Annotated in this window: 20 protein-coding genes; 11 read left to right on the forward strand and 9 right to left on the reverse strand. The window is 76.5% G+C overall.

Annotated features, from left to right (window positions below; all coding sequences use genetic code 11):
• Positions 1-45: 45 nt before the first annotated feature.
• A complete protein-coding gene (locus tag PGN05_RS11570; protein ID WP_419752687.1) occupies positions 46-300 on the reverse strand; it encodes a hypothetical protein in 255 nt (84 codons plus the stop codon).
• 83 nt (positions 301-383) lie between these two features.
• On the reverse strand, positions 384-911 hold the full coding sequence (locus PGN05_RS11575; RefSeq protein ID WP_419752688.1) for a hypothetical protein: 528 nt from the start codon (positions 909-911) through the stop codon (positions 384-386).
• Positions 912-981: 70 nt separating this feature from the next.
• Between PGN05_RS11575 and PGN05_RS11580 the strand changes: the two genes are divergently transcribed.
• Together PGN05_RS11580 and PGN05_RS11585 are read left to right on the forward strand one after the other, a co-directional pair.
• Positions 982-3,237 carry a helicase-associated domain-containing protein gene (locus PGN05_RS11580; protein ID WP_419752689.1) on the forward strand — a complete coding sequence of 752 codons (2,256 nt, stop codon included), beginning with the start codon at positions 982-984 and terminating at the stop codon, positions 3,235-3,237.
• A 52-nt stretch (positions 3,238-3,289) separates the two neighbouring features.
• On the forward strand, positions 3,290-4,573 hold the full coding sequence (locus PGN05_RS11585) for a class I SAM-dependent methyltransferase (RefSeq protein ID WP_419752690.1): 1,284 nt from the start codon (positions 3,290-3,292) through the stop codon (positions 4,571-4,573).
• 13 nt (positions 4,574-4,586) lie between these two features.
• Here the strand turns inward: PGN05_RS11585 and PGN05_RS11590 are convergent, their stop codons facing one another.
• On the reverse strand, positions 4,587-5,444 hold the full coding sequence (locus tag PGN05_RS11590; RefSeq protein ID WP_419752691.1) for an IclR family transcriptional regulator: 858 nt from the start codon (positions 5,442-5,444) through the stop codon (positions 4,587-4,589).
• Here PGN05_RS11590 and PGN05_RS11595 point away from each other — a divergent pair.
• The 4 genes from PGN05_RS11595 (at position 5,443) to PGN05_RS11610 (ending at position 10,468) form a co-directional block, all read left to right on the forward strand.
• On the forward strand, positions 5,443-6,591 hold the full coding sequence (locus tag PGN05_RS11595; RefSeq protein ID WP_419752692.1) for a cupin domain-containing protein: 1,149 nt from the start codon (positions 5,443-5,445) through the stop codon (positions 6,589-6,591). The two genes, PGN05_RS11590 and PGN05_RS11595, sit on opposite strands and share 2 nt — an antisense overlap.
• Positions 6,588-7,445: a fumarylacetoacetate hydrolase family protein gene (locus PGN05_RS11600; RefSeq protein WP_419752693.1), complete on the forward strand. Its 858-nt coding sequence runs from the start codon at positions 6,588-6,590 to the stop codon at positions 7,443-7,445. Before PGN05_RS11595 ends, PGN05_RS11600 begins: the two co-directional genes overlap by 4 nt.
• Positions 7,442-8,677, forward strand: a complete 1,236-nt coding sequence (locus PGN05_RS11605) for an FAD-dependent monooxygenase (RefSeq protein WP_419752694.1) — start codon at positions 7,442-7,444, stop codon at positions 8,675-8,677. Before PGN05_RS11600 ends, PGN05_RS11605 begins: the two co-directional genes overlap by 4 nt.
• Positions 8,678-8,785: 108 nt before the next feature.
• Positions 8,786-10,468, forward strand: a complete 1,683-nt coding sequence (locus tag PGN05_RS11610) for a DNA repair helicase XPB (RefSeq protein ID WP_419752695.1) — start codon at positions 8,786-8,788, stop codon at positions 10,466-10,468.
• A gap of 43 nt (positions 10,469-10,511) precedes the next feature.
• Here the strand turns inward: PGN05_RS11610 and PGN05_RS11615 are convergent, their stop codons facing one another.
• Entirely contained in the window at positions 10,512-12,761 is a 2,250-nt protein-coding gene (locus PGN05_RS11615) for an ATP-binding protein (protein ID WP_419752696.1), read from the reverse strand.
• Positions 12,762-12,865: 104 nt separating this feature from the next.
• Here PGN05_RS11615 and PGN05_RS11620 point away from each other — a divergent pair, with 104 nt between their 5' ends.
• The gene (locus PGN05_RS11620; RefSeq protein WP_419752697.1) at positions 12,866-13,183 is read left to right on the forward strand and encodes a hypothetical protein; all 318 of its coding nucleotides are present in this window, start codon (positions 12,866-12,868) and stop codon (positions 13,181-13,183) included.
• Between the two features lies 1 nt (position 13,184).
• Positions 13,185-14,045: a CPBP family intramembrane glutamic endopeptidase gene (locus tag PGN05_RS11625; RefSeq protein ID WP_419752698.1), complete on the forward strand. Its 861-nt coding sequence runs from the start codon at positions 13,185-13,187 to the stop codon at positions 14,043-14,045.
• A 60-nt stretch (positions 14,046-14,105) separates the two neighbouring features.
• Here the strand turns inward: PGN05_RS11625 and PGN05_RS11630 are convergent, their stop codons facing one another.
• Entirely contained in the window at positions 14,106-15,305 is a 1,200-nt protein-coding gene (locus tag PGN05_RS11630; protein ID WP_419752699.1) for a PLP-dependent aminotransferase family protein, read from the reverse strand.
• 358 nt (positions 15,306-15,663) lie between these two features.
• Between PGN05_RS11630 and PGN05_RS11635 the strand changes: the two genes are divergently transcribed.
• The gene (locus tag PGN05_RS11635) at positions 15,664-17,457 is read left to right on the forward strand and encodes a DEAD/DEAH box helicase (protein WP_419752700.1); all 1,794 of its coding nucleotides are present in this window, start codon (positions 15,664-15,666) and stop codon (positions 17,455-17,457) included.
• A gap of 168 nt (positions 17,458-17,625) precedes the next feature.
• On the opposite strand, the gene PGN05_RS11640 is transcribed toward PGN05_RS11635, so the two are convergent.
• The 3 genes from PGN05_RS11640 to PGN05_RS11650 form a co-directional block, all read right to left on the reverse strand.
• Positions 17,626-20,628, reverse strand: a complete 3,003-nt coding sequence (locus PGN05_RS11640; RefSeq protein ID WP_419752701.1) for a helix-turn-helix transcriptional regulator — start codon at positions 20,626-20,628, stop codon at positions 17,626-17,628.
• Positions 20,629-20,714: 86 nt separating this feature from the next.
• Complete coding sequence (locus PGN05_RS11645; RefSeq protein WP_419752702.1) at positions 20,715-20,846, reverse strand: hypothetical protein; 132 nt, start codon at positions 20,844-20,846, stop codon at positions 20,715-20,717.
• Positions 20,847-20,990: 144 nt separating this feature from the next.
• Positions 20,991-22,298 (reverse strand): MFS transporter, encoded by a 1,308-nt coding sequence (locus tag PGN05_RS11650; RefSeq protein ID WP_419752703.1) that lies wholly within the window; start codon positions 22,296-22,298, stop codon positions 20,991-20,993.
• Positions 22,299-22,610: 312 nt separating this feature from the next.
• Between PGN05_RS11650 and PGN05_RS11655 the strand changes: the two genes are divergently transcribed.
• Together PGN05_RS11655 and PGN05_RS11660 are read left to right on the forward strand one after the other, a co-directional pair.
• Positions 22,611-23,882, forward strand: coding sequence for an ArgE/DapE family deacylase (locus PGN05_RS11655; RefSeq protein WP_419752704.1), 1,272 nt, complete (start codon positions 22,611-22,613; stop codon positions 23,880-23,882).
• Entirely contained in the window at positions 23,879-24,514 is a 636-nt protein-coding gene (locus tag PGN05_RS11660; RefSeq protein ID WP_419752705.1) for a metal-dependent phosphohydrolase, read from the forward strand. Before PGN05_RS11655 ends, PGN05_RS11660 begins: the two co-directional genes overlap by 4 nt.
• On the opposite strand, the gene PGN05_RS11665 is transcribed toward PGN05_RS11660, so the two are convergent.
• Positions 24,477-24,761, reverse strand: a complete 285-nt coding sequence (locus tag PGN05_RS11665) for a DUF4031 domain-containing protein (RefSeq protein WP_419752706.1) — start codon at positions 24,759-24,761, stop codon at positions 24,477-24,479. The two genes, PGN05_RS11660 and PGN05_RS11665, sit on opposite strands and share 38 nt — an antisense overlap.
• Positions 24,762-24,863: the final 102 nt, after the last annotated feature.

The raw sequence follows: 24,863 nt of genomic DNA on the forward strand, positions 1-24,863 counted from the left end.
TCGCTGGCGCTCCCTGCGATGCTCGCTCGGGCGTCGCCGCCGCGGTCACCGCTCGCCCGCCATGATCCCGGCGCGGTTGGGCTTGTCGGTCGGGTGGGCGTACCGGAGTCGGTCGGCCGGCAGCGGGAAGTCGTGGTCCTCACCGAAGGGGTTGAGCCCGCCGGCCGGCTCGGCGGTGAACTCGGTCAGCGGCGGGCCACCGTCCACCGACTGCCCCCAGGTGGGCTCCACCAGGTGCGCCTGCTTGCTCTTCCGCTTGGCCATGTCGCCGTTCGCCTCCATGTGCTGGGTGCGGGACACCGCCCGGTGCCCGCGTCGGTGGTCATCTTCTCGGACGGGTACCCCGAACGCACGCACTACGCCCGTCGACGTCTCCGGAGGGGTCAGCGGCGGGCGGGGACGCGGGCGCCGTAGACGGTGGACAGCCCCTCGGCGGTGAGCACCCACTCCCGCGGCCCGACCGGTGCCGCGCGCACCACGGCGCCGTTGAGCTGCTGGACCGCGCGGGTCCGCCAGACGGAGGTGCTGACCAGCCGCAGCCGCACCGGGGCGTCCAGCGGGTCGAGCTCGTCGTACCCCTCGGGCTCGAAGGAGAGCACCGCCGGGCCGGCGATCCGCAGCACGCCGGTCTGCCAGGGCCGCGTGCGCAGCGCCCGCTGCCAGCGCTGGTACCGCAGCAGCGCGCCGGCGCCGGCGACGGCCGCGACGGTGCCCGCGACGACCAGCACGACCACGACCAGGCCGACGCCCGGCACGGTCCGCCCGGAGCTGCCGGCGATGGCCACCAGCGCCGCGCCCAGCAGCACCCCGAGGACGACCGCGATGACGCCGCCGGCCAGCCAGCGCAGCGCCCCGGCCTGGTAGCCGGTGAGCGCGCTGCGGGTCTGCGGGTCCTCGGCGGCCGGGTGCACCCGGTCATGCTGGCGCAGCGACCGGGCCCGCGACGGCACCGGGTGGCGCGCGCGACGTAACTTTGACCGGATGCCTGCCGAACGCCCCGCCACGCTGGCGGCCTGGTTGCGCACCCGCAGCGACGAGCAGCTCGCCGCGCTGCTGGCGGCCCGGCCCGACGTCGCCCGGCCGGCTCCGTCGGACGTGGTGGCGCTGGCCAGCCGGCTGGCCGTGCCGGTGTCGGTGGACCGCGCCCTCGACGAGCTGGACGCCGCGACGCTGCAGGTGCTCGACGTGGTCCTGCTGGCCGGCACCGACGGCGTGGACGCCGCCGAGCTCCTCGCGGCGCTGCCCGACGTGCCCGACGCGGTGGTCGAGCGCGCGCTGGAGCAGCTGGCGACCCGCGCGCTGCTCTGGGGGGACGAGGTGCTGCACGCCCCCGACCCGGTGCGCCGCGCCGTCCGGTACCCCGCCGGGCTGGGGCGCCCGGCGGTGGAGCTGCGGATCGGCCTGCCCGACGACCTGCCCGCAGCGGTCGGCGAGCTGCCGGCCGAGGAGCGCGAGGTGCTGGAGCGGCTGGCCGGCGACCGCCCGGTCGGGCACCTGCCGGACACCGCCGGCATCGCCTCCTCCCCCGCCCGCCGGCTCCTGCAGCGCGGCCTGCTGGCCCGCATCGACGCCCTCAACGTGGAGCTCCCCCGCGAGGTCGGCCTGCGGCTGCGCGGCGACCGCCCCTACGGCCCGCCGCGGCTGCGCCCCGAGCCGGCGGTCGTCGAGCGCGACCCGGCGATCGTGGACCGCCAGGCCGCCGGTGCCGCGCTGGAGACGATCGGCCGGATCGGCGAGCTGCTGGTGCTGCTGGAGGAGGAGCCGGCGGGGCTGCTGCGCAGCGGCGGGGTCGGCGTCCGCGACCAGAAGCGGCTGGCCCGCGCGCTGCACGTGACCGAGCCGGAGGTCGGCTGGCTGCTGGAGCTGGCCTCGGTCGCCGGGCTGCTCGACGTCGGGGGCCCGCACCGCGACGAGTGGCTGCCCACCCGGGCCTTCGACCTGTGGCGCGAGCAGGACCTCGCCTCCCGCTGGGCCACGCTGGCCGCCGGCTGGCTGGACGCCGTCCGGCTGCCGTCGCTGGCCGGCCAGCGCGACGTCGCCGGCAAGGCGGCCAACGCCCTCTCCCCCGACCTGGTCCGGCACACCGCGCCGGCGATCCGCCGTTCCGCCCTCGCCGCGCTGGCCGAGTACCGGCGCGGCACCGGGCTGGCCCCCGAGGACCTCGTCGCGCTGCTGCGGTGGCGCACCCCGCGGCGGGCCGACCGGCTGGCCCCGGTGCCCGACCTGCTGGCCGAGGCCGCCCGGCTCGGCGTGCTGGTCGGCGGGGTGCTGTCCGGCGGCGGGCGCGGCCTGCTCGCCCACGGCGAGGACGGCGCCGCCGACGCGGTGCGCGGGCTGCTCCCCCAGCCGGTCGACCACGTGCTCGCCCAGCCCGACCTCTCGCTGATCGCCCCCGGTCCGCTGGTCGCCGAGCTCGCCGACACCCTCGCCGTCGTCGCCGACGTGGAGTCCTCCGGCGGGGCGACGGTGTTCCGGGTGTCGGAGGGCAGCGTCCGCCGCGCCCTGGACGCCGGGTGGTCGGCCACCGACCTGCACGACTTCCTCGCCCGCGCGTCCCGCACCCCGGTGCCGCAGGCCCTGGACTACCTGGTCGACGACGTCGCCCGCCAGCACGGCCGGCTGCGGGTGGGCGCGATCGAGAGCTACGTGCGCTCCGACGACCACGGGCTGCTGTCCCAGGTGCTCAACGACCGGCGGACGGCGGGCGCGGAGCTGCGCCGGCTGGCCCCCGGGGTGCTGGTGAGCGGCCTGGGCGCCGACGAGGTCCTCACCGTGCTGCGCGAGGCGGGGTACGCACCGGCCGGCGAGTCCCCGGGCGGCGCCGTCCTCACCCGGCCCCCGGCCCGGCCGCGGGCCGCCGGCCGCCGGCCAGGCACCGCGCCCGCCCAGGCACCGCGGCCGCTCACCGGGGAGGAGGTGGCCGCGACCGTCCGGGAGATCCGCGCGGGTGACGCCGCGCTGGCCGCCCGACGCGGCGAGGCGGTCCGGCAGGTCCCCGGCGTGACGACGGCCGGGACCCTGGAGCTGCTCTCCCGCGCCGTCCGGGACGGCGTGCCGGTGTGGCTGGGCTACGTCGACGCGCAGGGCAGCGGCAGCCAGCGGGTGGTGCAGCCGGTCTCGCTGGCCGGCGGCTTCCTGCAGGGCTACGACGAGCGGCGCGGGGAGAGCCGGACGTTCGCCGTCCACCGGATCACCTCCGTCGCGCTGCTCGACGACGAGCAGGCCGCCTCCTCCTGAGCCGTGCGGCAACCGCTTGTCCGACGCAACGGACAGCACGACGCTGCTGGCCATGGCGATCGAGCAGAGTGCCGCCGACCTGCTGGCCACGGCGGTTCGGGGAGTCCTGGGGGTCGGGGAACTGCCGGTGCGGCTGCGGGCGTGGGACGGCTCGGTCGCCGGGCCGGAGGGCACCCCGGTGGTCGCCGTCCACTCCCGCCGGGCGCTGCGGCGGCTGGTCTGGGCACCCGGGGAGCTCGGCCTCGGGCGCGCGTACGTCGCCGGGGAGCTGGAGATCGAGGGCGACGTCTTCGCCACGCTCTCCGCGCTGACGTCGGCCGGCCGGCTGGCCTCTCGCGACGCACCGACCGGGCTGCCGCTCCGCGAGCGCCTGGCGGTGGTCGGCGCGGCTGCCCGGCTGGGCGCCCTCGGCCCCGAGCCGGCCCCGCCGCCCGAGGAGGTGCGCCTGCACCGCGCCGGGCGCCGGCACTCCCGACGGCGGGACGCCGCCGCGATCGCCCACCACTACGACGTCGGGAACGACTTCTACGCGCTGGTGCTCGGGCCGTCGATGGTCTACTCGTGCGCGGTCTGGGAGTCGCCGGCCACCCGCCTGGACGCCGCGCAGGAGGCCAAGCTCGACCTGGTCTGCCGCAAGCTGGGCCTGCGATCCGGCGCGCGACTGCTCGACGTGGGCTGCGGGTGGGGCGGGCTGGCCCTGCACGCCGCGCAGCGGTACGGGGCGCGCGTCGTGGGCATCACCCTGTCCACCGCGCAGGCCGAGCTGGCCCGCCGGCGGGGAGCCGCCGCAGGGCTGGCCGACCGGGTCGAGATCCGGGTGCAGGACTACCGGGACGTCGCCGACGGGCCCTACGACGCGATCGCCTCCATCGGGATGGCCGAGCACGTCGGCGCCGCGGGCATGGCCGGGTACGTCCGCACGCTGCACGACCTGCTCCGTCCCGGCGGGCGGCTGCTCCACCACGCGATCGCCGAGAACGCGGTGGCACCGCGCCGGAACCCGGACAGCTTCATCACCCGGTTCGTCTTCCCCGACGGGGAGCTGCTCGGCCTGGCGCGCACCCTCTCCGCCCTGGAGGGCGGCGGGCTCGAGGTCCTGGACGTCGAGGCGCTGCGCCGGCACTACGCGCTCACGCTGCGCGCCTGGGTGGAGCGGCTGGAGAAGAACTGGGACGCCGCGGTCGCGCTCGCCGGCCCCGGCCGGGCGCGGGTGTGGCGGCTGTACATGGCGGCCAGCGCGCTGTCCTTCGAGGCCGGGAAGATGGGCGTCAACCAGGTCCTGGTCCAGCGGCCCGGTGGCGATCCGCCGCCGCTGCGCCGCCGGGACTGGGTCTGAGCCGGCCGGTCGGTCAGTCCCCGCCCGCCAGGGCGCGGGCGAGGTCCTGCTCGACGTCCCGGGCGGTGAGCGCCAGCGCGGCGACCAGCTGGGGCAGCCGGCTCTCAGAGAACCGCACGCTGGGCATGGAGACCGAGACCGCCGCCTCGGCCGGCTCGCCGGGCAGCCGCACCGCCCGCCCGATGGCGGTGAGCCCGGCCTCGGTGCGGCCGGTGTTGATGGCGAAGCCCCGCGCGCGGACGGTGCGCAGCTCCCGGCGCAGCGCGTCGAGGTCCGGCCGCTCACCGGGGCGGTCGGCCCACTTCTCCTCGGCGTAGAAGGCCTCCAGCTGGGACTCCGGCAGGTCGGCGAGCATGAGCTTGCCGCCGGACACCAGGTGGGCGGGGAAGACCCGCCCCTCTCGGTCTCCCACCCGCAGGGCCTGGCCGCACTCCACCGAGGCGATGAACCGCACGTGGTCACCCGCGAGGATCTGCAGGTTGACCGTCTCGTCGACCCGCTCCACCAGCGCCGCCAGGTGCGGCATGGCGACGGTGCGCAGCAGCGCGGTCCGCGACTGGGAGCGGGCGCCGAGGGAGAGCACCGGGCCCGCGGCGTAGCGCCGGGACCCGTCCTGGACGGCGAAGTCCCGGTAGACGAGCATCGACAGCAGCCGGTGGGCCGTCGAGCGCGCCACCCCGAGCCGCGTGGCGGCCTCGCTGACGCTCATCGGCCCCTCGACCTGCAGGGCCGTCGCCAACTGGAGCGCGTGGTCGACGCTCGCGATCGCGTACGCCGGCTGGTTCTTCACACCAGAATGATGTACCACCGCGAGCAGAACGCGGGTGACGGTGGACGCACCGACGTCCCCCACCGAGAGGATCGCCGCCATGACGCAGGACGTGGCCTCACCGGTCCGGCTGACCGCCCTGGACTCCCCGGACCAGCCGACCCCCAGCGCCGAGCTGGAGCAGCTCTACCGCGGGTTCGAGCAGGAGCTGCTGGTGCCGCTGTGGACCGAGATCGGCGACCTCATGCCGGTGCACCCGCGGTCGCGCGCGGTGCCGCACGTGTGGCGGTGGCAGAACCTGCTGCGGCTGGCCGACCAGGCCGGGCACCTGGTGCCGGTGGGCCGCGGCGGCGAGCGCCGCGCCATCGCGCTGGCCAACCCGGCGCTGGGCGGCAAGCCCTATGCGACCCCGACGCTGTGGGCGGCGATCCAGTACCTGATGCCCGGGGAGAACGCCCCCGAGCACCGGCACACCCAGCACGCCTTCCGCTTCGTCGTCGAGGGCGAGGGGGTGTGGACCGTCGTCGGCCGCGACCCGGTCCCGATGAACCGCGGCGACTTCCTGCCGCAGGCCGGGTGGAACTGGCACGCCCACCACAACGCCGCCGAGAAGCCGATGGCCTGGATCGACGGGCTGGACATCCCGTTCCAGTACGCCACCGAGTCCCAGTTCTTCGAGTTCGGCCGCGACTCGATCAGCGACGCCGAGCGGACGACGCCGGAGCGGTCGCGCTCGCAGCGGCTGTGGGGGCACCCGGGCCTGCGCCCGGTGTCGGCACCCGGGGCCACCCCCGGCACGCCGCTGCTCAACTACCGCTGGGCCGACACCGACGCCGCCCTGACCGACCAGCTCGAGCTGGAGGACGAGGGCTCCCCCGGCACCGTGGAGCCGGGCCACGCCGCGGTCCGCTACACCAACCCGACCACCGGCGGCGACGTCCTGCCGACCATCCGCGCCGAGGTGCACCGGGTGCGCCGCGGCACCGAGACCGCGCCGCGGCGGGAGGCCGGCTCCTCGGTGTTCCAGGTCTTCGACGGCAGCGGCACGGTCACCGTCGGGGAGACCTCCTGGACGGTCGGTCGCGGCGACATGTTCGTCGTCCCCTCCTGGCAGCCGCTGTCGGTCCGCTCCGAGGCCGGCCCGTCGGACTCCGACTCCGGCGCGCTGGACCTGTTCCGCTTCAGCGACACCCCGATCTTCGAGGCCCTGCACCTGGACCGCTCGGCCGTGTCGGACGCGCAGCGGTGAAGCTGGCCACCATCCGCACCCTGGACGGCGCCACCCGCGCGGTGCGGGTCGACGACGAGCACCTCGTCGACCTCGGCGCACCGGACCTGGGCGCCTTCCTCGCCGACCCGGGCTGGGCGGAGCGGGCCGCCGTCGCGGCCGGCGAGGTGTCCCACGTCCGCGGCGCCGCCTACGCGCCGGTGGTGCCCCGGCCCGGCAAGGTCGTCTGCGTCGGGCTCAACTACCGCACCCACATCCTCGAGATGGGCCGGGACCTGCCCGAGTACCCGACGCTGTTCAGCAAGTACGCCGACACCCTCGTCGGCGCCAACGACGAGATCGTCAAGCCGCCGGAGACGACCGCGTTCGACTGGGAGTGCGAGCTCGCGGTCGTCATCGGCGCGCCGGTCCGCCGGGCCACCGGCGCCCGGGCCGAGGCGGCCATCGCCGGGTTCGCGGTGCTCAACGACGTCACCTGCCGGGACTGGCAGTTCCGCACCCGCGAGTGGCTGCAGGGCAAGAACTGGGAGGCCACCACGCCGCTGGGCCCCTACCTGGTCACCCCCGACGAGCTGCCCGGCGGCGTCCGCCCGGTGCTGGGGATCAGCACCCGCGTCGACGGCGAGACCGTGCAGGAGGACAGCACCGGCGACCTGCTGTTCGACCCCGTCGCGCTGGTCGAGTACGTCTCCACGATGACCACCCTGCGGCCCGGCGACGTCATCGCCACCGGCACCCCCGGCGGCGTCGGCCACGCCCGCACGCCCCCCCGCTACCTGGAGGCCGGCTCGACCCTGACCACCGAGATCGAGGGCCTCGGACGCTGCGAGAACCCGGTCGTCGACGACCTGGCCGCCGCGGAGGCCTCGTCGTGAGCGGCGTCGACGCCCTGGTCGTCGGCGGCGGCATCGGCGGCCTGGCCAACGCCCTCGCGCTGTCCCGGAAGGGGCTGCGCGTGCGCGTGCTCGAGCGCGCCGCCGAGTTCGGCGAGGTGGGGGCCGGCCTGCAGATCGCGCCGAACTGCACCCGCATCCTCGACTCGTGGGGCCTGCTCGACGAGGTCCTGGAGCTCGGCGTCCGGCCGGAGAACCTCGTCATGCGGGACGCCGTCGACGGCTCGGTGCTCACCCGCCTCGACCTCACCGACGCCCGGCAGCGGTACGGCTCGCCCTACGTGGTGATCCACCGCAGCGACCTGCACGCGATCCTGCTGCGGTCCTGCCGGGAGGCCGGCGTCGACCTGGTCACCAGCGTGGCCGTCACCGGCTACGAGCACCTGCCCGACGGCGCGGCGGTCGTGCACGAGGGCGGTCGCGAGGAGGCGCCGGTCGTGCTCGCCGCCGACGGCCTGTACTCGGTCGCGCGGCGGCTGATCAGCGACGACGAACCGGTGAGCTCGGCGTACGTGGCCTACCGGGGCGCGATCCCGGCCGACCGGGTCGCCGAGATGGACGTCTCGATGACCGACGTCGTCGTCTACATCGGGCCGCACTGCCACTTCGTGCAGTACCCGCTGCGCGCCGGGGAGATGTTCAACCAGGTGGCGGTGTTCCGGTCGCCGAAGGCGCTGGCCGGCGCGGAGGACTGGGGCACGCCCGACGAGCTGGACGAGGCCTTCGCCGGCACCTGCGAGCAGGTCCGGGCCGGGCTGCCGCTGATGTGGCGGGACCGGTGGTGGCGGATGTACGACCGCGATCCGATCCCGACCTGGGTGACCGGGCGCATCGCGCTGACCGGCGACGCCGCCCACGCGCCGCTGCAGTACCTCGCCCAGGGCGCGGTCATGGCGATCGAGGACGCGTGGGTGCTCTCCGAGCACGTCGGTGCGCAGCGGGCGGCCGGGGAGCTGGACTGGGACGCCGCGCTGGCGAGCTACGAGGCGGTGCGCACCGAGCACTGCCGCCGGGTGGTCAGCACCGCCCGGGTCTGGGGCGAGCTGTGGCACCTCACCGGGGAGCGCCGGGAGGCGCGCAACGCCCTCCTCCGCCGGCGCGACGTCACCGACTACTCGTTCGTGGACTGGCTGTACGGGCCCACGGCCTTGACGCCGGACCAGGAGCCGCCGATGTTCACCCCGGTGCCGCTGGAGCAGCCGGTCGTCGGCTGACGGGAAGGTCCTGTCGGCGGGCGGGGTTACCGTGACGAGGTCTTCGTGACCTCGTCCCTCCCCTGCTGATCGCACCCGTCGGCAGGACGCTGCTGCCGAAAGGTCTCCGTGAACGACGGACCCCTCATCGTCCAGTCGGACAAGACCCTGCTGCTCGAGGTCGACCACCCGCTCTCGCGCGACTGCCGGGCGGCGATCGCGCCGTTCGCCGAACTGGAGCGCTCGCCCGAGCACGTGCACACCTACCGGGTGACCCCGCTCGCGCTGTGGAACGCCCGCGCCGCGGGGCACGACGCGGAGCAGGTCGTCGACGCGCTGGTGCGCTACTCCCGCTACCCGGTGCCGCACGCGCTGCTGGTCGACGTCGCCGACACCATGGACCGCTTCGGGCGGCTGACGCTGGCCAACAACCCGGTGCACGGGCTGGTCCTCACCACCACCGACCGCGCCGTGCTGGAGGAGGTCGTCCGGTCCAAGCGGGTGGCCCCGATGATCGGTGCGCGCATCGACGACGACACGGTCGTCGTCCACCCCTCGGAGCGCGGCCGGCTCAAGCAGGCGCTGCTGAAGATCGGCTGGCCGGCCGAGGACCTCGCCGGTTACGTCGACGGTCAGGCCCACCCGATCGAGCTCGACCAGAGCGGCTGGCACCTGCGCGACTACCAGCAGGAGGCCGTGGAGGGCTTCTGGGCCGGCGGCTCGGGCGTCGTCGTCCTGCCCTGCGGGGCGGGCAAGACGCTGGTCGGTGCCGCGGCGATGGCCGAGGCCCGGGCGACCACGCTGATCCTGGTCACCAACACCGTGGCCGGGCGGCAGTGGAAGCGCGAGCTGATCGCGCGCACGTCGCTGACCGAGGAGGAGATCGGCGAGTACTCCGGAGAGCGCAAGGAGATCCGCCCGGTCACCATCGCGACCTACCAGGTGATCACCACCCGCCGGAAGGGCGAGTACCGGCACCTGGACCTGTTCGACGCGCAGGACTGGGGCCTGATCGTCTACGACGAGGTGCACCTGCTGCCCGCGCCGATCTTCCGGCTGACCGCCGACCTGCAGTCCCGTCGCCGGCTCGGGCTCACCGCCACGCTGGTGCGCGAGGACGGCCGCGAGGACGACGTCTTCTCCCTCATCGGGCCCAAGCGCTACGACGCCCCGTGGCGGGACATCGAGGCCCAGGGCTACATCGCCCCGGCCGAGTGCATCGAGGTGCGCGTCTCGCTCGACGACGACGAGCGGATGACCTACGCCGTCGCCGAGCCCGAGGAGCGGTACCGGATCGCGGCCACGGCGGCGTCCAAGCTGCCGGTCATCCGGCGGGTGCTCGACCGGCACCCCGAGGAGCAGAAGCTGGTCATCGGCGCCTACCTCGACCAGCTCGAGGAGCTCGGCCAGGCCCTCGACGCACCCGTCATCCAGGGTTCGACGACCAACAAGGAGCGCGAGCGGCTGTTCGACGCGTTCCGGACCGGCGAGGTGAAGACCCTCGTCGTCTCCAAGGTCGCCAACTTCTCCATCGACCTGCCCGAGGCGGCCGTCGCCGTCCAGGTGTCGGGCACCTTCGGCTCACGCCAGGAGGAGGCCCAACGGCTCGGCCGGGTGCTGCGGCCCAAGGCCGACGGCCGGCAGGCGCACTTCTACACGGTGGTCAGCCGCGACACCCTCGACAGCGAGTACGCCGCGCACCGGCAGCGCTTCCTCGCCGAGCAGGGCTACGCGTACACGATCGTCGACGCCGACGACCTGGCCGGCCCCGGCGAGGTCAACGGCCCCGACTGGGTCGACGAGGGCGCCTGAGCGGAGTGCCCCGGGCGAGGTTTCCTCGCCCGGAGCACTCCACTCACCCCCGTGTCACCGCCCAGGCGGCGATCTCCGCGCGCGACCGGAAGCCCAGCCGGGTGAGGATCTGCTCGACGTGTGACTCGGCCGTCCGCGGCGAGATGACCAGCCGGGCGGCGATCTGGCGGTCGGTCAGCCCCTGGGCCACCAGGCCCGCGACCTCGCGCTGACGCGGGGTGAGCGGCCCGGACGCCGCGACCGCGGGGGCCGGGCCGGGCTCCGGGAACTCCCCCAACGCCAGCGCCACCGCCGCCGGCCGGTTCAGCGCGCTGCCCTCGGCGTGGCGGGCGGCCCACCGCTGCTCGCCGAGGGCCCGGCGGGCGACCCCGGTCCAGCGCCGATCCGGCTCGGCCAGCGGCGCGGGGAGGGGCGCGGGGATCGACCGCCACACTGCCGCCGCGGCGCCGCACAGCCGGGCGGCGCGGTCGGCGTCCCCGTCGGCCGCCGCGGCCCAGCCCAGCGCGCTGACGCACAGCGCGACGCCGCTGCGGTCGTCGACCTCCCGCATCAGCCGCAGTGCCTCCTGCTCGAGCCGGGCCGCCTCCGCGGGGGCGCCCTGGGCCAGCCGGACCAGCCCGCACCCCCACAGCGCGTGCGAGCGGGTCCAGGGGTCGGCGGCCGCGCCGAGGCTGGTGCCGAAGGCGGCGTCGGCGGCGACGAGGTCCCCGGCGAGCAGGGCGACGACGCCGACGTCGGCCCAGCAGAACGGCGCGGCCGGGTCCCCCCGGGCGTCGGAGGCGGTCGCCGCCGCGCGCAGCAGCCGGTCGGCGGTGGGCAGGTCGCCCCGGAACAGCGCCGCCTGGCCGAGGTACTGGGTGGCGGTCGCCACCACCCCGGGGTCGTCGGCCGCGGCCTGCCGGCCCTGCTCCAGCAGCGGGACGGCGGTCTCCGGGTCGGTCGCCGCCAGCGCGAGGTAGCCGGCCACCACCAGCGCGCGCCCCCGCCCGGGTGCGTCCGCCGGCGCCGCGGCCAGCAGCAGGTCCAGCCAGCGCCGGCCCTCACCGAGGTGACCGCGTGCCTCCCAGTACAGCCACGCGTCGGCGGCCAGCGCCAGCCCCGCCGACGCCTCGCCCGGCGTGCGCAGGCAGTGCTCCAGCGCCGTCGCGAGCTCCGGGTGGACGGCCGCCAACCGGTCGAACGCCGCGACCTGGGCCGGCCCCAGGAACTCCGCGGCGGCCCCGGCCACCCGGGCGGCGACCCAGTCGCGGTGCCGCAGCCGGACCGCGTCGGCCTCGGCGGAGGCGTCCAGCAGCTCGCGCCCGAACGCGCGGACCGTCTCCAGCATGCGGAACGTCGTCCCGCCCGCGGTGCGGTCGACGGCGAGCAGCGAGGCCTCGACCAGCCGGGTGAGGGCGTCCAGCACGTCGCCGGCGGGCAGCGCGTCGTCCGCGCAGACCGCCTCGGCGGCGGTCAGGTCGAACCCGGCGGCGAACACCGCCGCGCGCCGCCACAGCAGCCGCTCGCGCTCGCCCAGCAGGTCGGCGCTCCACGCCATGGTGGACCGGAGCGTCCGGTGGCGTTCGGGGCCGGCCGCCCCGGTCCGGCGGAGCAGGGCGAAGCGGTCGTCCAGCCGGTCGAGCAACTGGGCGGGGGTCAGCGCGCGCAGCCGGACGGCGGCCAGCTCGAGCGCGAGCGGGATGCCGTCCAGGCGCCGGCACAGCTCGTCGAGGGCCGCGTCGTCCGCCGGGGTCAGCACCAGGTCCGGCACCGCCGCCCGGGCCCGCTGCTCGAGGAGCGCGACGCCGTCGGTTCCGGCCAGCGGCGGCACCGCGCACAGCGCCTCGCCGGGCACGTCGAGTGGCACCCGGCTCGTGGCCAGCACCGTCAGCCCCGGGCAGGTGCCGGTGAGGGCGTCGACCAGCACGGCGCAGGCGTCCCGCAGGTGCTCGCAGTTGTCGAGCACGAGCAGCACCCGCCGCGCGCCGAGCACCTCCGCCAACGACGCCGGCAGCCAGCGGCCGGTGCTGTCCCGGACGTCGAGCGCGGCGGCCACCTGCGCCGCCACCAGGGCCGGGTCGGCGACCGCGGTGAGGTCGGCGAACGCGACCCCGTCCGGGTACGACCGGCTCAGCTCGTCGGCCACGCGCAGCGCCAGCCGGGTCTTGCCCACCCCGCCCGGCCCCACGAGGGTCACCAGCCGCGCGCCGCCCAGCAGGCCCCGCAGCCGGCCCAGCTCCGTCCGCCGGCCGACGAACGAGCTGCGCTCGGCGGGCAGCCGCGGCCCCGGTCCGGGGACCGCCCGCCGCGCCATGGCCCGGCACCGTAACGGCCGGGTACGGGTCCGCGGCAGTACCCGTACCGCCGTCCGTAGCCCGCCCGATGTGCGGGCGGCTCCCCGGCGGGAGCGTCGCCGCCGTGGGCGACCGGCGGCACGGCGGAACGGACCTCTACCTGGTGGAGGTCCGCAGCTGCCCGCCGTCGGTGGACGACGCGGTGCGCATGCACGCCGCCCTGCGCGACGCGGTGACCCGGCTCGGCTCGGCCGGGACGGCGATCCGCTGGTGCGCCGCGTGGCTCCTCCCCGACCAGCACCGGTGCCTGTGCCTGCTGCAGGCCGACCGGGAGTCCGACGTCGTCCTCGCCCGCGACCTGGCCGCCCTGACCAGCGCGTCGGTCACCCCGGCCCGCGCGCTGGGCGGAGCACCGCTGCCCCCCTCCGGAAGAAGGTCCTGACGTGTCCACCCTCGACGCACCCCGCCCCGCGCGCTCCGGCTCGGCACCGGGTCCGACCGGCCTCCGCGCCCGGGTCGCCCGGCACCCGCTGACCGCGTTCCTCGTCCTCGTGCTCGTCGTGGGGTGGCCGCTGGTCTCGGTGCCCGCGCTCACCGCGCACGGCGTCCTGCCCGGCGGCGCGCTCCCCGACGCGCCGTTCACCCTGGCGCTCACCCTGCTCGTGATGCTCCCCGCCGCCCTGTGGGTCACCTCGGTCGTGGACGGCCGGGACGCCGTCCGCGACCTCCTCCGCCGCGCGGTGCAGTGGCGGTTCGCGCCCGGGTGGTGGGCCGCGGTGCTGCTGGCCCTCCCGCTGCTGACCCTCGCCCTCGGGGTGGTGTCCGGGCGGGAGCTGCGGACCGGCGAGCTGCTCGCCACGCTGAGCTCGGGCGTCGTCTCGATCGTCACCTCGGTGCTGCTCGTGCACCTGTGGGAGGAGACGGTCTGGGCCGGCTTCTTCCAGGGCCGGCTGGAGCGGCGGCACGGCTTCCTCGCAGCGGCCGCGCTGACCGCCGTCCCGTTCGCCCTGGTGCACCTGCCGCTGCAGTTCACCGGCGACCTCGCGGTCGGCCCCATCGCGACGGCGATCGGCGCGCTGTTCGTCTTCGGCGTCCTGATCCGGCTCATGGTCGGTGCCACCGTGAGGGGCACCGCGGGCAGCCTGCTGGCCGCCGGGCTCGTGCACGCCACCTTCAATGCCGCCAACAACGAGGGCGCGCTGGTGGACGACCTGCTCGGCGGCGGGCAGCCCACCCTGTTCGCGATCACCGCGGCCGCACTGTTCACCGCCGCCGCCCTGCTGGTGCGACGCCGGCCGCGCTGACCCGGCACCCCGCGGCGGTGCGGTGCCCCGGATCCGGACAGCGGATCCGGGGCACCGCCGTCAGCGCAGGGCCGCGCCCAGCCGCGCCATGCCCTCGCCGATGCGCTCGGGCGTGTGCGTGGTGAACGACAGCCGCAACGTGGCGCGGTCCGGCGTCCCCGGGGAGAAGGCGGCACCGGGCACGAACGCGACGTCGTGGCCGAGCGCGTGCCGCAGCAGCTCGGCGGTGTCGACGGCGCCGGGCAGCCGGACCCACACGAACATGCCGCCGTCGGGATCGGTCCAGCTGCTGCCGGCCGGGAGCGCAGCGGGCAGGGCCTCGACCATCGCGTCGCGGCGCCGGCGGTAGGCCGAGCACAGCCGCGCGACGTGGGCGTCGAGGTCGGTGGCGGCGAACCAGGCGGCCGCGGCGGCCTGGTCGATCGTCGAGGTGTGCAGGTCGGCGGCCTGCTTGGCGACGGTCAGGGCCGGCAGCAGCCGCGCCGGCGCCCGCAGCCAGCCGAGCCGCAGCCCGGGAGCCGCGATCTTGGAGAAGCTGCCCAGGTGCAGCACGTGCTCGTCGGCTCCCGGCCAGGCGGCCAGGGGCAGGACGGGCGTGCCCCGGTAGCGCAGCTCGCCGTAGGGGTCGTCCTCGACCACCCACACGCCGTGCCGGGCGGTGAGCTCGACGACCTCGGCCCGGCGGGCGGCCGGCATCGTGCGGCCGGTGGGGTTGGCGAACGTCGGGACCAGGTAGACCAGCGCCGGTCGCTCGCGGTGCAGCGCCTCGGCCAGCGCCTCCGGGTCCATGCCGTGCTCGTCGGTGCGGACCGGGACGACGCGGGCGCCGGCGAGCTGGAAGCACTGCAGCGCCGCGAGGTAGGTGGGGTCCTCCACGAGCACGACCGCGCCCGGGTCCAGCAGAGCGGTCGCGACCAGGGTCAGCGCCTGCTGGGACCCCGACGTGACCAGCAGGTCGTCGACCGTGGTGAGCAGGCCGCGCGCGGTCATCCGGGCGGCGACCCGGGCGCGCAGCTCGCGGTCCCCCTCGGTCGGTGCGTACTGGAGGGCACGCCGGGCCGCCGGGCCCCACAGCACGGTCTCGTAGGCGGCACGCACGCCGTCCAGGTCGAACAGCTCCGGGGCGGGCAGGCCACCGGCGAAGGAGATGACCTCCGGCCGGTCGAGGAGGGCCAGCAGGTCGCGGACCGGCGAGCTGGCCACACCGGCCAGCCGCTGGGCGAGGACGGGGGCAGGGCGGGTGAGGACGGATGAGGACACGGGTGCTCCAGGACGGTCTTCCAGGGGAGGGAGGACGGCGCTGGAGTGCGGGTGGTGTGCCGCTGGCGACCGCGCCGGTCGGGCTTCCTGGTCGAGGAGCCAGGACGAGCGTACGGCCTGCGAACGCCCGGCGCCGCCCGGTTCCCGCCGTCGCCGGTGCGTGGCGGGACGGCTGGGGAGCCCGGGACCCGCGGGGCGTGACGTGCCGGTCCTCCCCGCGACATGACGATCCCCACACCCGCCGCATCGGCCCAGCTCAGGGGCCTGCCACACACCGCCATACGTCGGCCGCGGGGAGGCGCGCCGGAGGTGGCCGGTTGGGCGTGTCGTCCCCGGCCCCACGACAATGGCGGACGACATGGGGAGTGCAGCACGAGCGGAGGCCCTGGGCCCGCAGACGACCAGCCGACCGCTCCGGGCGTGGCAGCAGGCCGCGCTCGACAGGTACGAGGAGGCCACTCCGAAGGACTTCCTGGTCACCGCGACCCCGGGCGCGGGCAAGACGACCTTCGCCCTCACCCTCGCCGCGCGGCTGCTCGGCCGCCGCGAGGTCGCCCGCGTCGTCGTCGTCTGCCCGACCGACCACCTCCGCCTGCAGTGGGCCGACGCGGCCGACCGGATGGGCATCGTCCTGGACCCGGGCCTGACCAACGCCGTCGGCCCGGTGCGCGCCGGGACCCAGGGCTACGTGACGACGTACGCGCAGGTCGCCGGCAAGCCGATGCTGCACGCCGCGCGCGCCACCGCGGTGAAGACCCTGGTCATCCTGGACGAGGTGCACCACGCCGGTGACGGCCTCTCCTGGGGTGAGGCCGTCGAGGAGGCCTACGGCTTCGCCGCCCGCCGGCTCTGCCTCACCGGGACGCCGTTCCGCACCAAGCCCGACGAGCGCATCCCCTTCGTCCGGTACGAGGAGGACTCCTTCGAGGGCGACGACGGCCAGGGCGGCGTCGGCCTGGTCAGCCGTGCCGACTACACCTACGGCTACAAGGAGGCGCTGGCCGACAACGTCGTCCGGCCGGTCGTCTTCGCCGCCTACACCGGCACCTCGCGCTGGCGGAACTCGGCCGGTGAGGTGGTCGCCGCGTCGCTGTCGGAGGCCGGCACCCGCTCGGTGGAGATGCAGGCCTGGCGGACGGCGCTGGACCCCAAGGGCCAGTGGGTGCCGCACGTCATCGCCGCGATGGACGACCGGATCACCCACCTGCGCGAGAACGGCATGCCCGACGCCGCGGGGCTGGTGCTGGCCAGCGACCAGGACGACGCCCGCGCCTACGCCAAGATCGTCCGCCGGGTCACCGGCAAGGCGGCCGAGGTCATCCTGTCCGACGACCCGAAGGCGTCGAAGAAGATCGAGCGGTTCGCCACCGGGTCCGCCCGGATCGCCGTCTGCGTGCGGATGATCTCCGAGGGCGTCGACGTCCCGCGGGCCGCCGTCCTGGCCTGGATGACCTCCTACCGGACGCCGCTGTTCTTCGCCCAGGCCGTCGGCCGCGTCGTCCGCTCCCGGGCGCCGCACGAGTCGGCCACCGTGTTCCTCCCCGCCGTCCGGCCGCTGCTCACCCTCGCCGCGTCGATGGAGGAGCAGCGCAACCACGTCATGCCCCCGCCGAAGACGGTGCAGGGCGACGAGCTCGACCTCGAGCCGCTGCCGCCCAAGGAGAAGGACCCGAACACCGTCCAGCAGTGGGAGGCGCTGGAGGCCGACGCCCGCTTCGCGCACGTCCTGTCCAGCGGGACCGCCCACACCGGCGAGGGCCGCCCCGCCGCGGCGCCCCTCGGCGACGAGGAGGAGGAGTTCCTCGGCATCCCCGGCCTGCTCACCGCCGAGCAGACGGCGTCGCTGCTGGCCAAGCGGGACGACGAGCTGCGGGTGCGCATCGCCCAGCGGGCCCACCACGAGGACGACGACGCCGGCCTCTTCCCCGTCGAGGACCACCCGGAGGAGACCGACGCCGGCCGCTCGTGGCGGGACGCCGCCGAGCTGCGGCGGGAGATCAACCGGCTGGTCAGCCGGGTGGCCGCGCGCACCTCGCAGCCGCACTCGGTGGTGCACACCCAGCTGCGCCAGCACGTGCCCGGGCCGCCGTCGGCCTCGGCGTCGGTCGACGTCCTCCGCGCCCGGCGCGAGCGCCTCCGCACGATGCTCTGACCCTGCGGTCCTCCGGACCGCACCGCGGCCGCGCCGCCGACCTCGACGAGCCCGGGGCAGGTGCCTCCCCCGCGACGCTCGTGCTCTGCCCACGACGGGGGGCAGAGCACGAGCGTGCGCGGTCCTCCTCCTGCCGGGGCGGACCGCGCCGTCACCGAGGGCGACGCGTCAGCGGGCCGCGGCGTCGGCGTCCGGCAGCAGGCCGCGGGAGGCGGCCAGCGCGACGGCCTCGGTGCGCCCGCCCGCGCCGAGCTTGGCCAGGATGTTGCTCACGTGGACGCTGGCCGTCTTGTCGCTGATGAACAGCTCGGCGCCGATCTGCCGGTTGGTGCGGCCCCGGGCGAGCAGGCGCAGCACCTCGGTCTCCCGGGGGGTGAAGACCGCCGCCGTGTCCACCAGCCGCCCGGCGCCCGGCAGGTCCAGCGCCAGCCGGCCCCGCCGGGCGAGCGCGACCAGCGCGCCCTGCAGCGGCGCCGCGCCCAGCCGCACCGCGACCTCGGCGGCCGCGCGCAGCTCCTCGGCCGCGCCGGCCCGGTCGTCGGTGGCCAGCAGTGCCTCGGCCAGCCGCCGGCGCGAGCGCGCCTGCTCGTAGACGTGGCCGAACCCGAACCCGAACGCGTCGACCGACGCCCGCCACAGCTCCGGCTCGGCCCGGCCGGCCAGGCGCGCGGTCTCGGCGACGACCCGCGCCTCCCAGGCGGCTCCCTCGGCGCCGTACCCGCCGAACGCGTCGCGGTGGTCGGTGAGGGCCGACCGGGCCAGCTCGGCGAGCTCCTCGCCCTCGGTCCCCCACCGGCGCGCGCCCGCCTCGTCCCCGCCCAGCCGGGCGGCCGCCGCGGCGTCGGCCACCGGCGCCAGCGCCATCGCGACCAGTCGCACCACGGCCAGCCGGTCCACGCCCCACAGCGCGGTCACCTGCGCGACCGCCGACCGCGCCCGGTCGGCGGCCAGGGCGGCGTCCCCCGCCCAGGACGCGAGGTCGACCTCCGCCCCGGCGGTGGCCAGCAGCAGGAGGACGTGCGCGTCGAGCCGCGCCGCGAGCCCGCGGGCCCACGCCACCCGCTCGGCGGTCGCCGGATCGCCCCGGCCCACCTGCACGAGCAGCCCGGCCGCCCGGACGTGCGCCGCCATCTCCGGGACCCGCGCCAGCTCCTCCGCGAGCTCCAGGCTGCCGTCCCAGTCGCCGGAGACGTACCGCGCGACCACGCCCAGGTGCCGCAGCTCCGCGGGGTAGAAGGCCCACTCCGCGCCCAGCGTCCGCGCCCGCGCCAGCCCGGCGTCGATCCAGGGGAGCGCCTCGGGCAGGTCGCCGTGCTCGAAGGGGACGACCGCGAGGTTGAACAGCACCCGCATCTCGACGTCGGTGTCGCCGGAGCGCCGCGCCCGGGCCAGCGCCTCCTCCAGCCGGGCCCGCACCGCCGACCGCGACCCGAAGCCCCGGACCCGGGCCAGCGACACCGCGGTGTCGGCCCAGGCGCTGTCCAGGCCGAGCGCGTCGGCGGCCGTCAGCGCCTCGTCCGCGGCGGCGTCGCCCTCCGCCCACCGGCCCAGGTCGTAGCTGGTCCGCGCGTGCGTGGCCGCGGCCCAGGTGCGGACGACGGACGGCGGCGTCGACGGGACCAGCTCCATCGCCCGGCCGGACTCGCGGTGGGCCGCGGCCTGGTCCTCGATCCGGCCCAGCGCCTGGGCGAGCGTGTAGTGCGCGCGGGCCCGGGTGGCCGGGTCGCCGTCCGGGCCGAGCAGATCGAGGGCCGCCCGCAGCAGGGCCACCGCCCGGTGCAGCTCACCGCCCCGCCGGGCCGCCGCCGCGGTGTCGAGCAGCAGCGCCGGCTGGTCGCGTCCGGCCCGCGGGGCGGCGTCGGGCACGGCCGGCCACAGCGCGAGGGCGGCCTCCAGGTGCTGCAGCTGCTCGGCGGGCGCCCCGACCCGGCCGGCCTCCTCCGCCGCGGCCAGCGACGCGGAGAACGCGCCCGGCAGGTCGTTGCTGCCGCGGGCGTGGTGGGCGAGCTCGGCGGCGGTGCCCGCGCCCGGCGTCGCGGCGAGGTGGTCGGCGACGGCCGCGTGCACCCGGACCCGCTCCCCCGGCAGCAGGTCGGCGAGGACCGCCTCGCGCAGCAGCGCGTGGCGGAAGCGGTAGCGGCCATCGGCGGAGACGACCAGCAGGTGGCGGTGCACCGCCTCGGCGAGCGCTGCCTCCAGGTCCGCGGGCGCCAGGCCGCTGACCGCGGCGACGAGGTCGTGGCGGACCTGCCGCCCGGCCACGGCGGCCACCCGGAGCACCCGCTGCGCGGCCTCGCTCAGCTGCTCGACCCGCGCCAGCAGGACGTCGGTCAGCGCGATCGGCAGCGTCTCGCCCGCCTGCCCGGCGGCGAGCAGCTCCTCGGCGTAGAAGGCGTTGCCCTCGGCCCGGGCGACGACGTCCTCGACGGTGCGGTCGGGCACTCCGCCGGCCAGGCCGCGCACCAGCTCACCCACCGCGTCGTCGGCCAGCGGCCCCAGCTCCAGCCGCTCCACGCCGGGCAGCCGCACCAGCTCGGCCAGCAGCGGGCGCAGCGGGTGGCGGCGGTGCAGGTCGTCGGCGCGGTAGGACACGACGAGGGCCACCGGCTCGTCGACCAGCCGGGCGAGCAGGTAGCGGAGCAGGTCACGGCTGGAGCGGTCGGCCCAGTGCACGTCCTCCAGCACGACCAGCAGCGGGGTCTGCGCCGCCAGCTCGGTGAGGAGCGCGGCGACCGACTCGAACAGCTGCAGGCGGCCGTCGTCCAGCTGCGGGCGGGGACCCAGGTGCGGGCGGAGGCGGCCGAGGTCGGCGGCCTCGCCGGCCGGCGGCTCGGGCGCGGTGGCCGGGGCCCGGCCGCCGAACAGGCCGGCCAGCGCCGGCTGGCCTGCTGCGGTGAACGGCTCCCCGGTGACCGGGCGCAGGAGGTCGACGAAGGGGAGGTAGGGCAGCCCGACGTCGCCGAGGTCGACGCAGTGGCCGGTGAGCACGCGCACGCCGCGGCCGGCCGCTCGCGCGGTCAGCTCGTCGAGCAGCCGGGTCTTGCCGACGCCGGCGTCCCCGGCGAGCAGGACCCCCGCGGTGCGCCCCTCCAGGGCACGGTCGACCGCGGCGAGCAGCCGGGTGAGCTCGTCGTCCCGGCCCACCAGCGGTCGGTCGTCCCACTGCGGCACGAGCGTGATCGTGTCAGAAGGACCCTCCTGCCCGGCCGGGAGGCGCTCGTCAGGCCGGCCCCCTGCAGGGGGCAGGGGGTCCTTCCTCAGCTCGCCCGCCGCGAGCGGCGGGTGAACCAGGAACCGCGCTGGGTGCGGGTGCCGCGGCCGATCTGCTGGAGCACCTCGCGCCGGTAGGCCAGCTCGGCCTCGAGGCCGGGGTTCGGGTAGGTCGCCATGACCGTCTCCTCCGTCGTCTGTGTCGGACGACGTCGACGGTCGTGCTGAGGGGGACCCGCGGGCATCGGGCGGTCGGGCAGTCCTCGAGCGCCGGCCGGTCCTGAGATCGGTCTGAGGTCGGTCTGAGGTCCCTCAGACCGACCTCAGCGCAACTCGGTGCCCTTGGTCTCGGTGAGGGTGAGGATGACGACGAAGGCGATCACCGCGGCGACGGCGACGTAGACGAAGAACACCAGCGGATAGCCGGCCCCCGACAGGGCGGTGATCACCAGCGGTGCGGTGCCGCCGAAGGTCGCGACCGTGAGGTTGTACCAGGCACCGATGCCGGTGGCCCGCAGCTCGGTCGGGAACAGCTCGCTCATGATCGCGGGGGCGATCGAGGCGAGCAGCGCGTACAGCCCGAGACCGGTGCAGAACACCACGATCAGGGAGAACAGGTTGTCCCTGACCAGCAGCGACAGCGGGACGATGAGCACGGCGTAGGCGGCGGACCACACCAGCATCTGCGGCTTGCGGCCGAAGCGGTCCGACATCGCACCGAACGGGTAGCACAGCGCGACGAACAGCGCGGTGCCGATGGAGAGGGCGACGAAGACGTCCCCGTCGTCGGCACCCCGGAACTTGATCGCGAACGGGGTCAGCGCGCTGAAGAACGTGTAGTACGACAGCGTCGACAGCATGGTGAAGGCGATCAGCTGGCCGACCGCCTTGGGGTGGTGCCGCAGGGTCTGGCGCAGCGGGTCCTTGGTGGCGCGGGCCTTGGCCGCGTTCTCCTCGAACTGGTCGGTCTCCTGCAGCGAGCGACGCAACCAGAGCCCGGCGAAGCCGAGCAGACCGCCGACGGCGAAGGCGATCCGCCAACCGTAGGACTGCAGCTGGTCCTCGGTGAGGACGTTGGTCAGCAGCACGCCGAGCAGCGAGGCCAGCAGCAGGGCGGTCCCGGTGGAGATGTAGAAGAAGGCCGAGTAGCGGCCGCGGCGGGACGGCGGCGCGATCTCGGCCAGGTACGCCGAGGCGTTGGAGACCTCGCCGCCCAGCGACATGCCCTGGGCGATGCGGGCCAGCAGCAGCAGGATCGGCGCGAGCCAGCCCACCGCCTCGTAGGTCGGCAGGATGGCGATGACCATCGACCCGCCGGCCATCAGCAGGATCGTCAGCAGCATCCCGGCCTTGCGTCCGCGCAGGTCGGCGAAGCGGCCGAGCAGCCAGCCGCCCAGCGGCCGGAAGAAGAAGGCCAGCGCGTAGGTCGACGTGGCGCCCACCAGCGCCAGCGCCTCGTTCTCCGACGGGAAGAACTGGACGGAGAAGTAGACGACGAAGGTCGCGTAGACCGTCCAGTCGAACCACTCGACGGCGTTGCCGATGCTCGCCGACACGAGCGTCTTGACCGGCAGCCGGTGCGGCTCCTCGACGGCCGTCGTCCCCGTTCCGTGCTGCACCGCGCCTGCCATGGGTCGCTCCCGACGTCGCCCGGTCCCTTCCGGGGACGACGGTAGGCGGGGTCCCCGGGGGCGGCACGTCGAGCGGCGAGGGTCCGGACCGGGTGACGGCCGCCTCGCGGCGAGTTGCACAACGCGGCTCCAGGCCCCCGACCGAGATCGGGGCGGTAGTCCGCGGAGGCGGTATCCAATTGGCACCCGGGGGCACGATGCACCCGGTCCGGACGTCGTCGAGGCTACCCGCGCCGCGGCGCCCTCACACGGCCGAGCGGGGTCGGAACGGGAGACGCTCGTCGCGCCGGCGCGCGTGCCAGACTCCGCGGCGTGCCGGACCTGACCGACGGAGAGGCCCGCGTCCTCGCTGCCGTGGACGAGACGTGGCTGGTCGAGCGGCTGCGCGCCCTGGTCGCGATCCCGTCGGTCGGTGGGACCGCCGCCGAGAGCGAGGTGCAGCACCTGGTCGGCGACTGGCTCGACGAGCTCGACTGCGCGGTGGACCGGTGGCCGCTCGACCTCGCCGAGGCCGCCACCGCCGCGGACGCCCCCGGCCAGGAGGTGGCCCGCACCGAGGCGTGGGGCGTCGTCGGCACCGTCCCGGCCGCCGAGGACGGCGTCCCGGCCCTGGTGCTCTCCGGCCACACCGACGTCGTCCCGGCCGGGGACCGCGCGCTGTGGCCGGGCGACCCGTTCGACCCCCGGATCGCCGGCGGTGCCGTGCACGGCCGCGGGGCCTGCGACATGAAGGCCGGCGTGGTCGCGTCGCTGGCGGCCCTGGCCGCGGTGCGGACGGCGGGCGTCCGGCTGGCCCGTCCGGTGGCGGTGCACGCCGTCGTCGGCGAGGAGGACGGCGGGCTCGGCGCCTGGGCGACCCTGCGGCGCGGGCACCGGGGCGACCTGTGCGTCATCCCCGAGCCCACCGCCGGCGCCGTCGTCACCGCCAACGCCGGCGCGCTGACCTTCCGGCTGGAGGTGACCGGTCTCTCCGCGCACGCCGCCCACCGCGACCGGGGGGTGAGCGCGCTGGAGCTGTTCGAGGAGGTGCACGCCGCGCTCCGGGAGTTCGAGGCCGAGCGCCAGCGCGACGCCGACCCGCGGTTCGTCGACGTCCCCCATCCGTACGGCATCAACATCGGCCGCGTGCAGGCCGGGGACTGGGCCAGCTCGGTGCCCGACCGCCTGGTCGCCGAGGGGCGCTACGGCGTCCGGCTGGGTGAGCCGGTGGCCGAGGCCCGGGCCGCGTTCGAGGCCCGGCTGGCCGCGGTCTGCGCGGGCTCCGCCTGGCTGGCCGCGCACCCGGTCCGGCTCACCTGGACCGGCGGCGCCTTCGCCAGCGGCTCGCTGCCCACCGGGCACCCCCTGCTGCCCGCCGTCCGGGCGGCGGTCGCCGACACCGGGGCCGGCCGGCCGCCGGAGCGGGCCATCCCGGCCGGCAGCGACCTGCGGCTCTACGCCGCCGCCGGCATCCCGACGCTGCACTACGGCCCGGGCGACCTGCGGCTCGCCCACGGCCCGGAGGAGCGCGTGCCGGTCGCCGAGCTGGTCACCGCGGCGCGGGCGTTCGCCCTGCTCACGGTGCGCACGTGCGGTGTGGCATGACGCTCGTCGGCTTCGACGCGTGGGCGCAGCTGGCCGGCGACTCCCCCACCTCCCGCACCGAGTGGGCGGCGGTCGTGGCGGCCTGGGCCGAGCCGCACCGGCGCTACCACGACCTGGCCCACCTGGCCGCCGTCCTCGGGCTGGTCGGGCAGCTCGCGGACGCGGCGACCGACCCCGACGCGGTCCGGCTGGCCGCCTGGTACCACGACGTCGTCTACGACCCCCGCCGCGGCGACAACGAGCAGGTCAGCGCGGAGCGGGCCCGCGCCGGGCTGCGCGGGCTGGTGGCCGAGGCCCGGGTCGAGGAGGTGGTGCGGCTGGTGCTGCTGACCGCCGGCCACGACCCGGCGCCGGACGACGCCGACGGCGCGGTCCTGTGCGACGCCGACCTCGCGGTGCTGGCCGGCCCACCGGCGGCCTACGCCGCGTACGCCTCGGCGGTCCGCGAGGAGTACGGCCACCTCTCCGACGCCGAGTTCACCGCGGGGCGCACCGCCGTCCTCGAGCAGCTGCTCGCCCTCCCGGCGCTCTACCGGCTGCCGGCCGTGGCCACGGAGTGGACGCCGCGGGCCCGGGCCAACCTCGCCGCCGAGCTCAGCCTGCTCCGGCGCCGGTCCGCCGGGCCTTCTTGACCCGCAGCCCGGCGGCCACGAGCCGGGCCAGCAGCTCCCGCGCGCCCACCGCCTCGGCGCCGGCGGCCACCGCCACGGCGTGCAGCTCCTCCGGCACGTCGTAGTGATCACCCTGGAACGCCCGCCGCGGGATGCCGAGCTCGGCGGCGACGAAGACGTGCAGCTCCTCGTAGGAGACGTCGCTGACCAGGTGCGACCACCGCCGGCCGCGCCAGTGCCACGCCGGGGTGTCGATCAGCACGGCCACGCCTGGCAGTGTGCCCGCACGTCCGGCGGGACGCGCAGGTGCGCGGCGCCCACGTCGACCCGGACGGCGACCTGCTGCGCTTCGGCTCCCCGTTAGCGTCTG

Source organism: Geodermatophilus sp. CPCC 206100 (assembly GCF_048569675.1).
GTDB lineage: Bacteria > Actinomycetota > Actinomycetes > Mycobacteriales > Geodermatophilaceae > Geodermatophilus.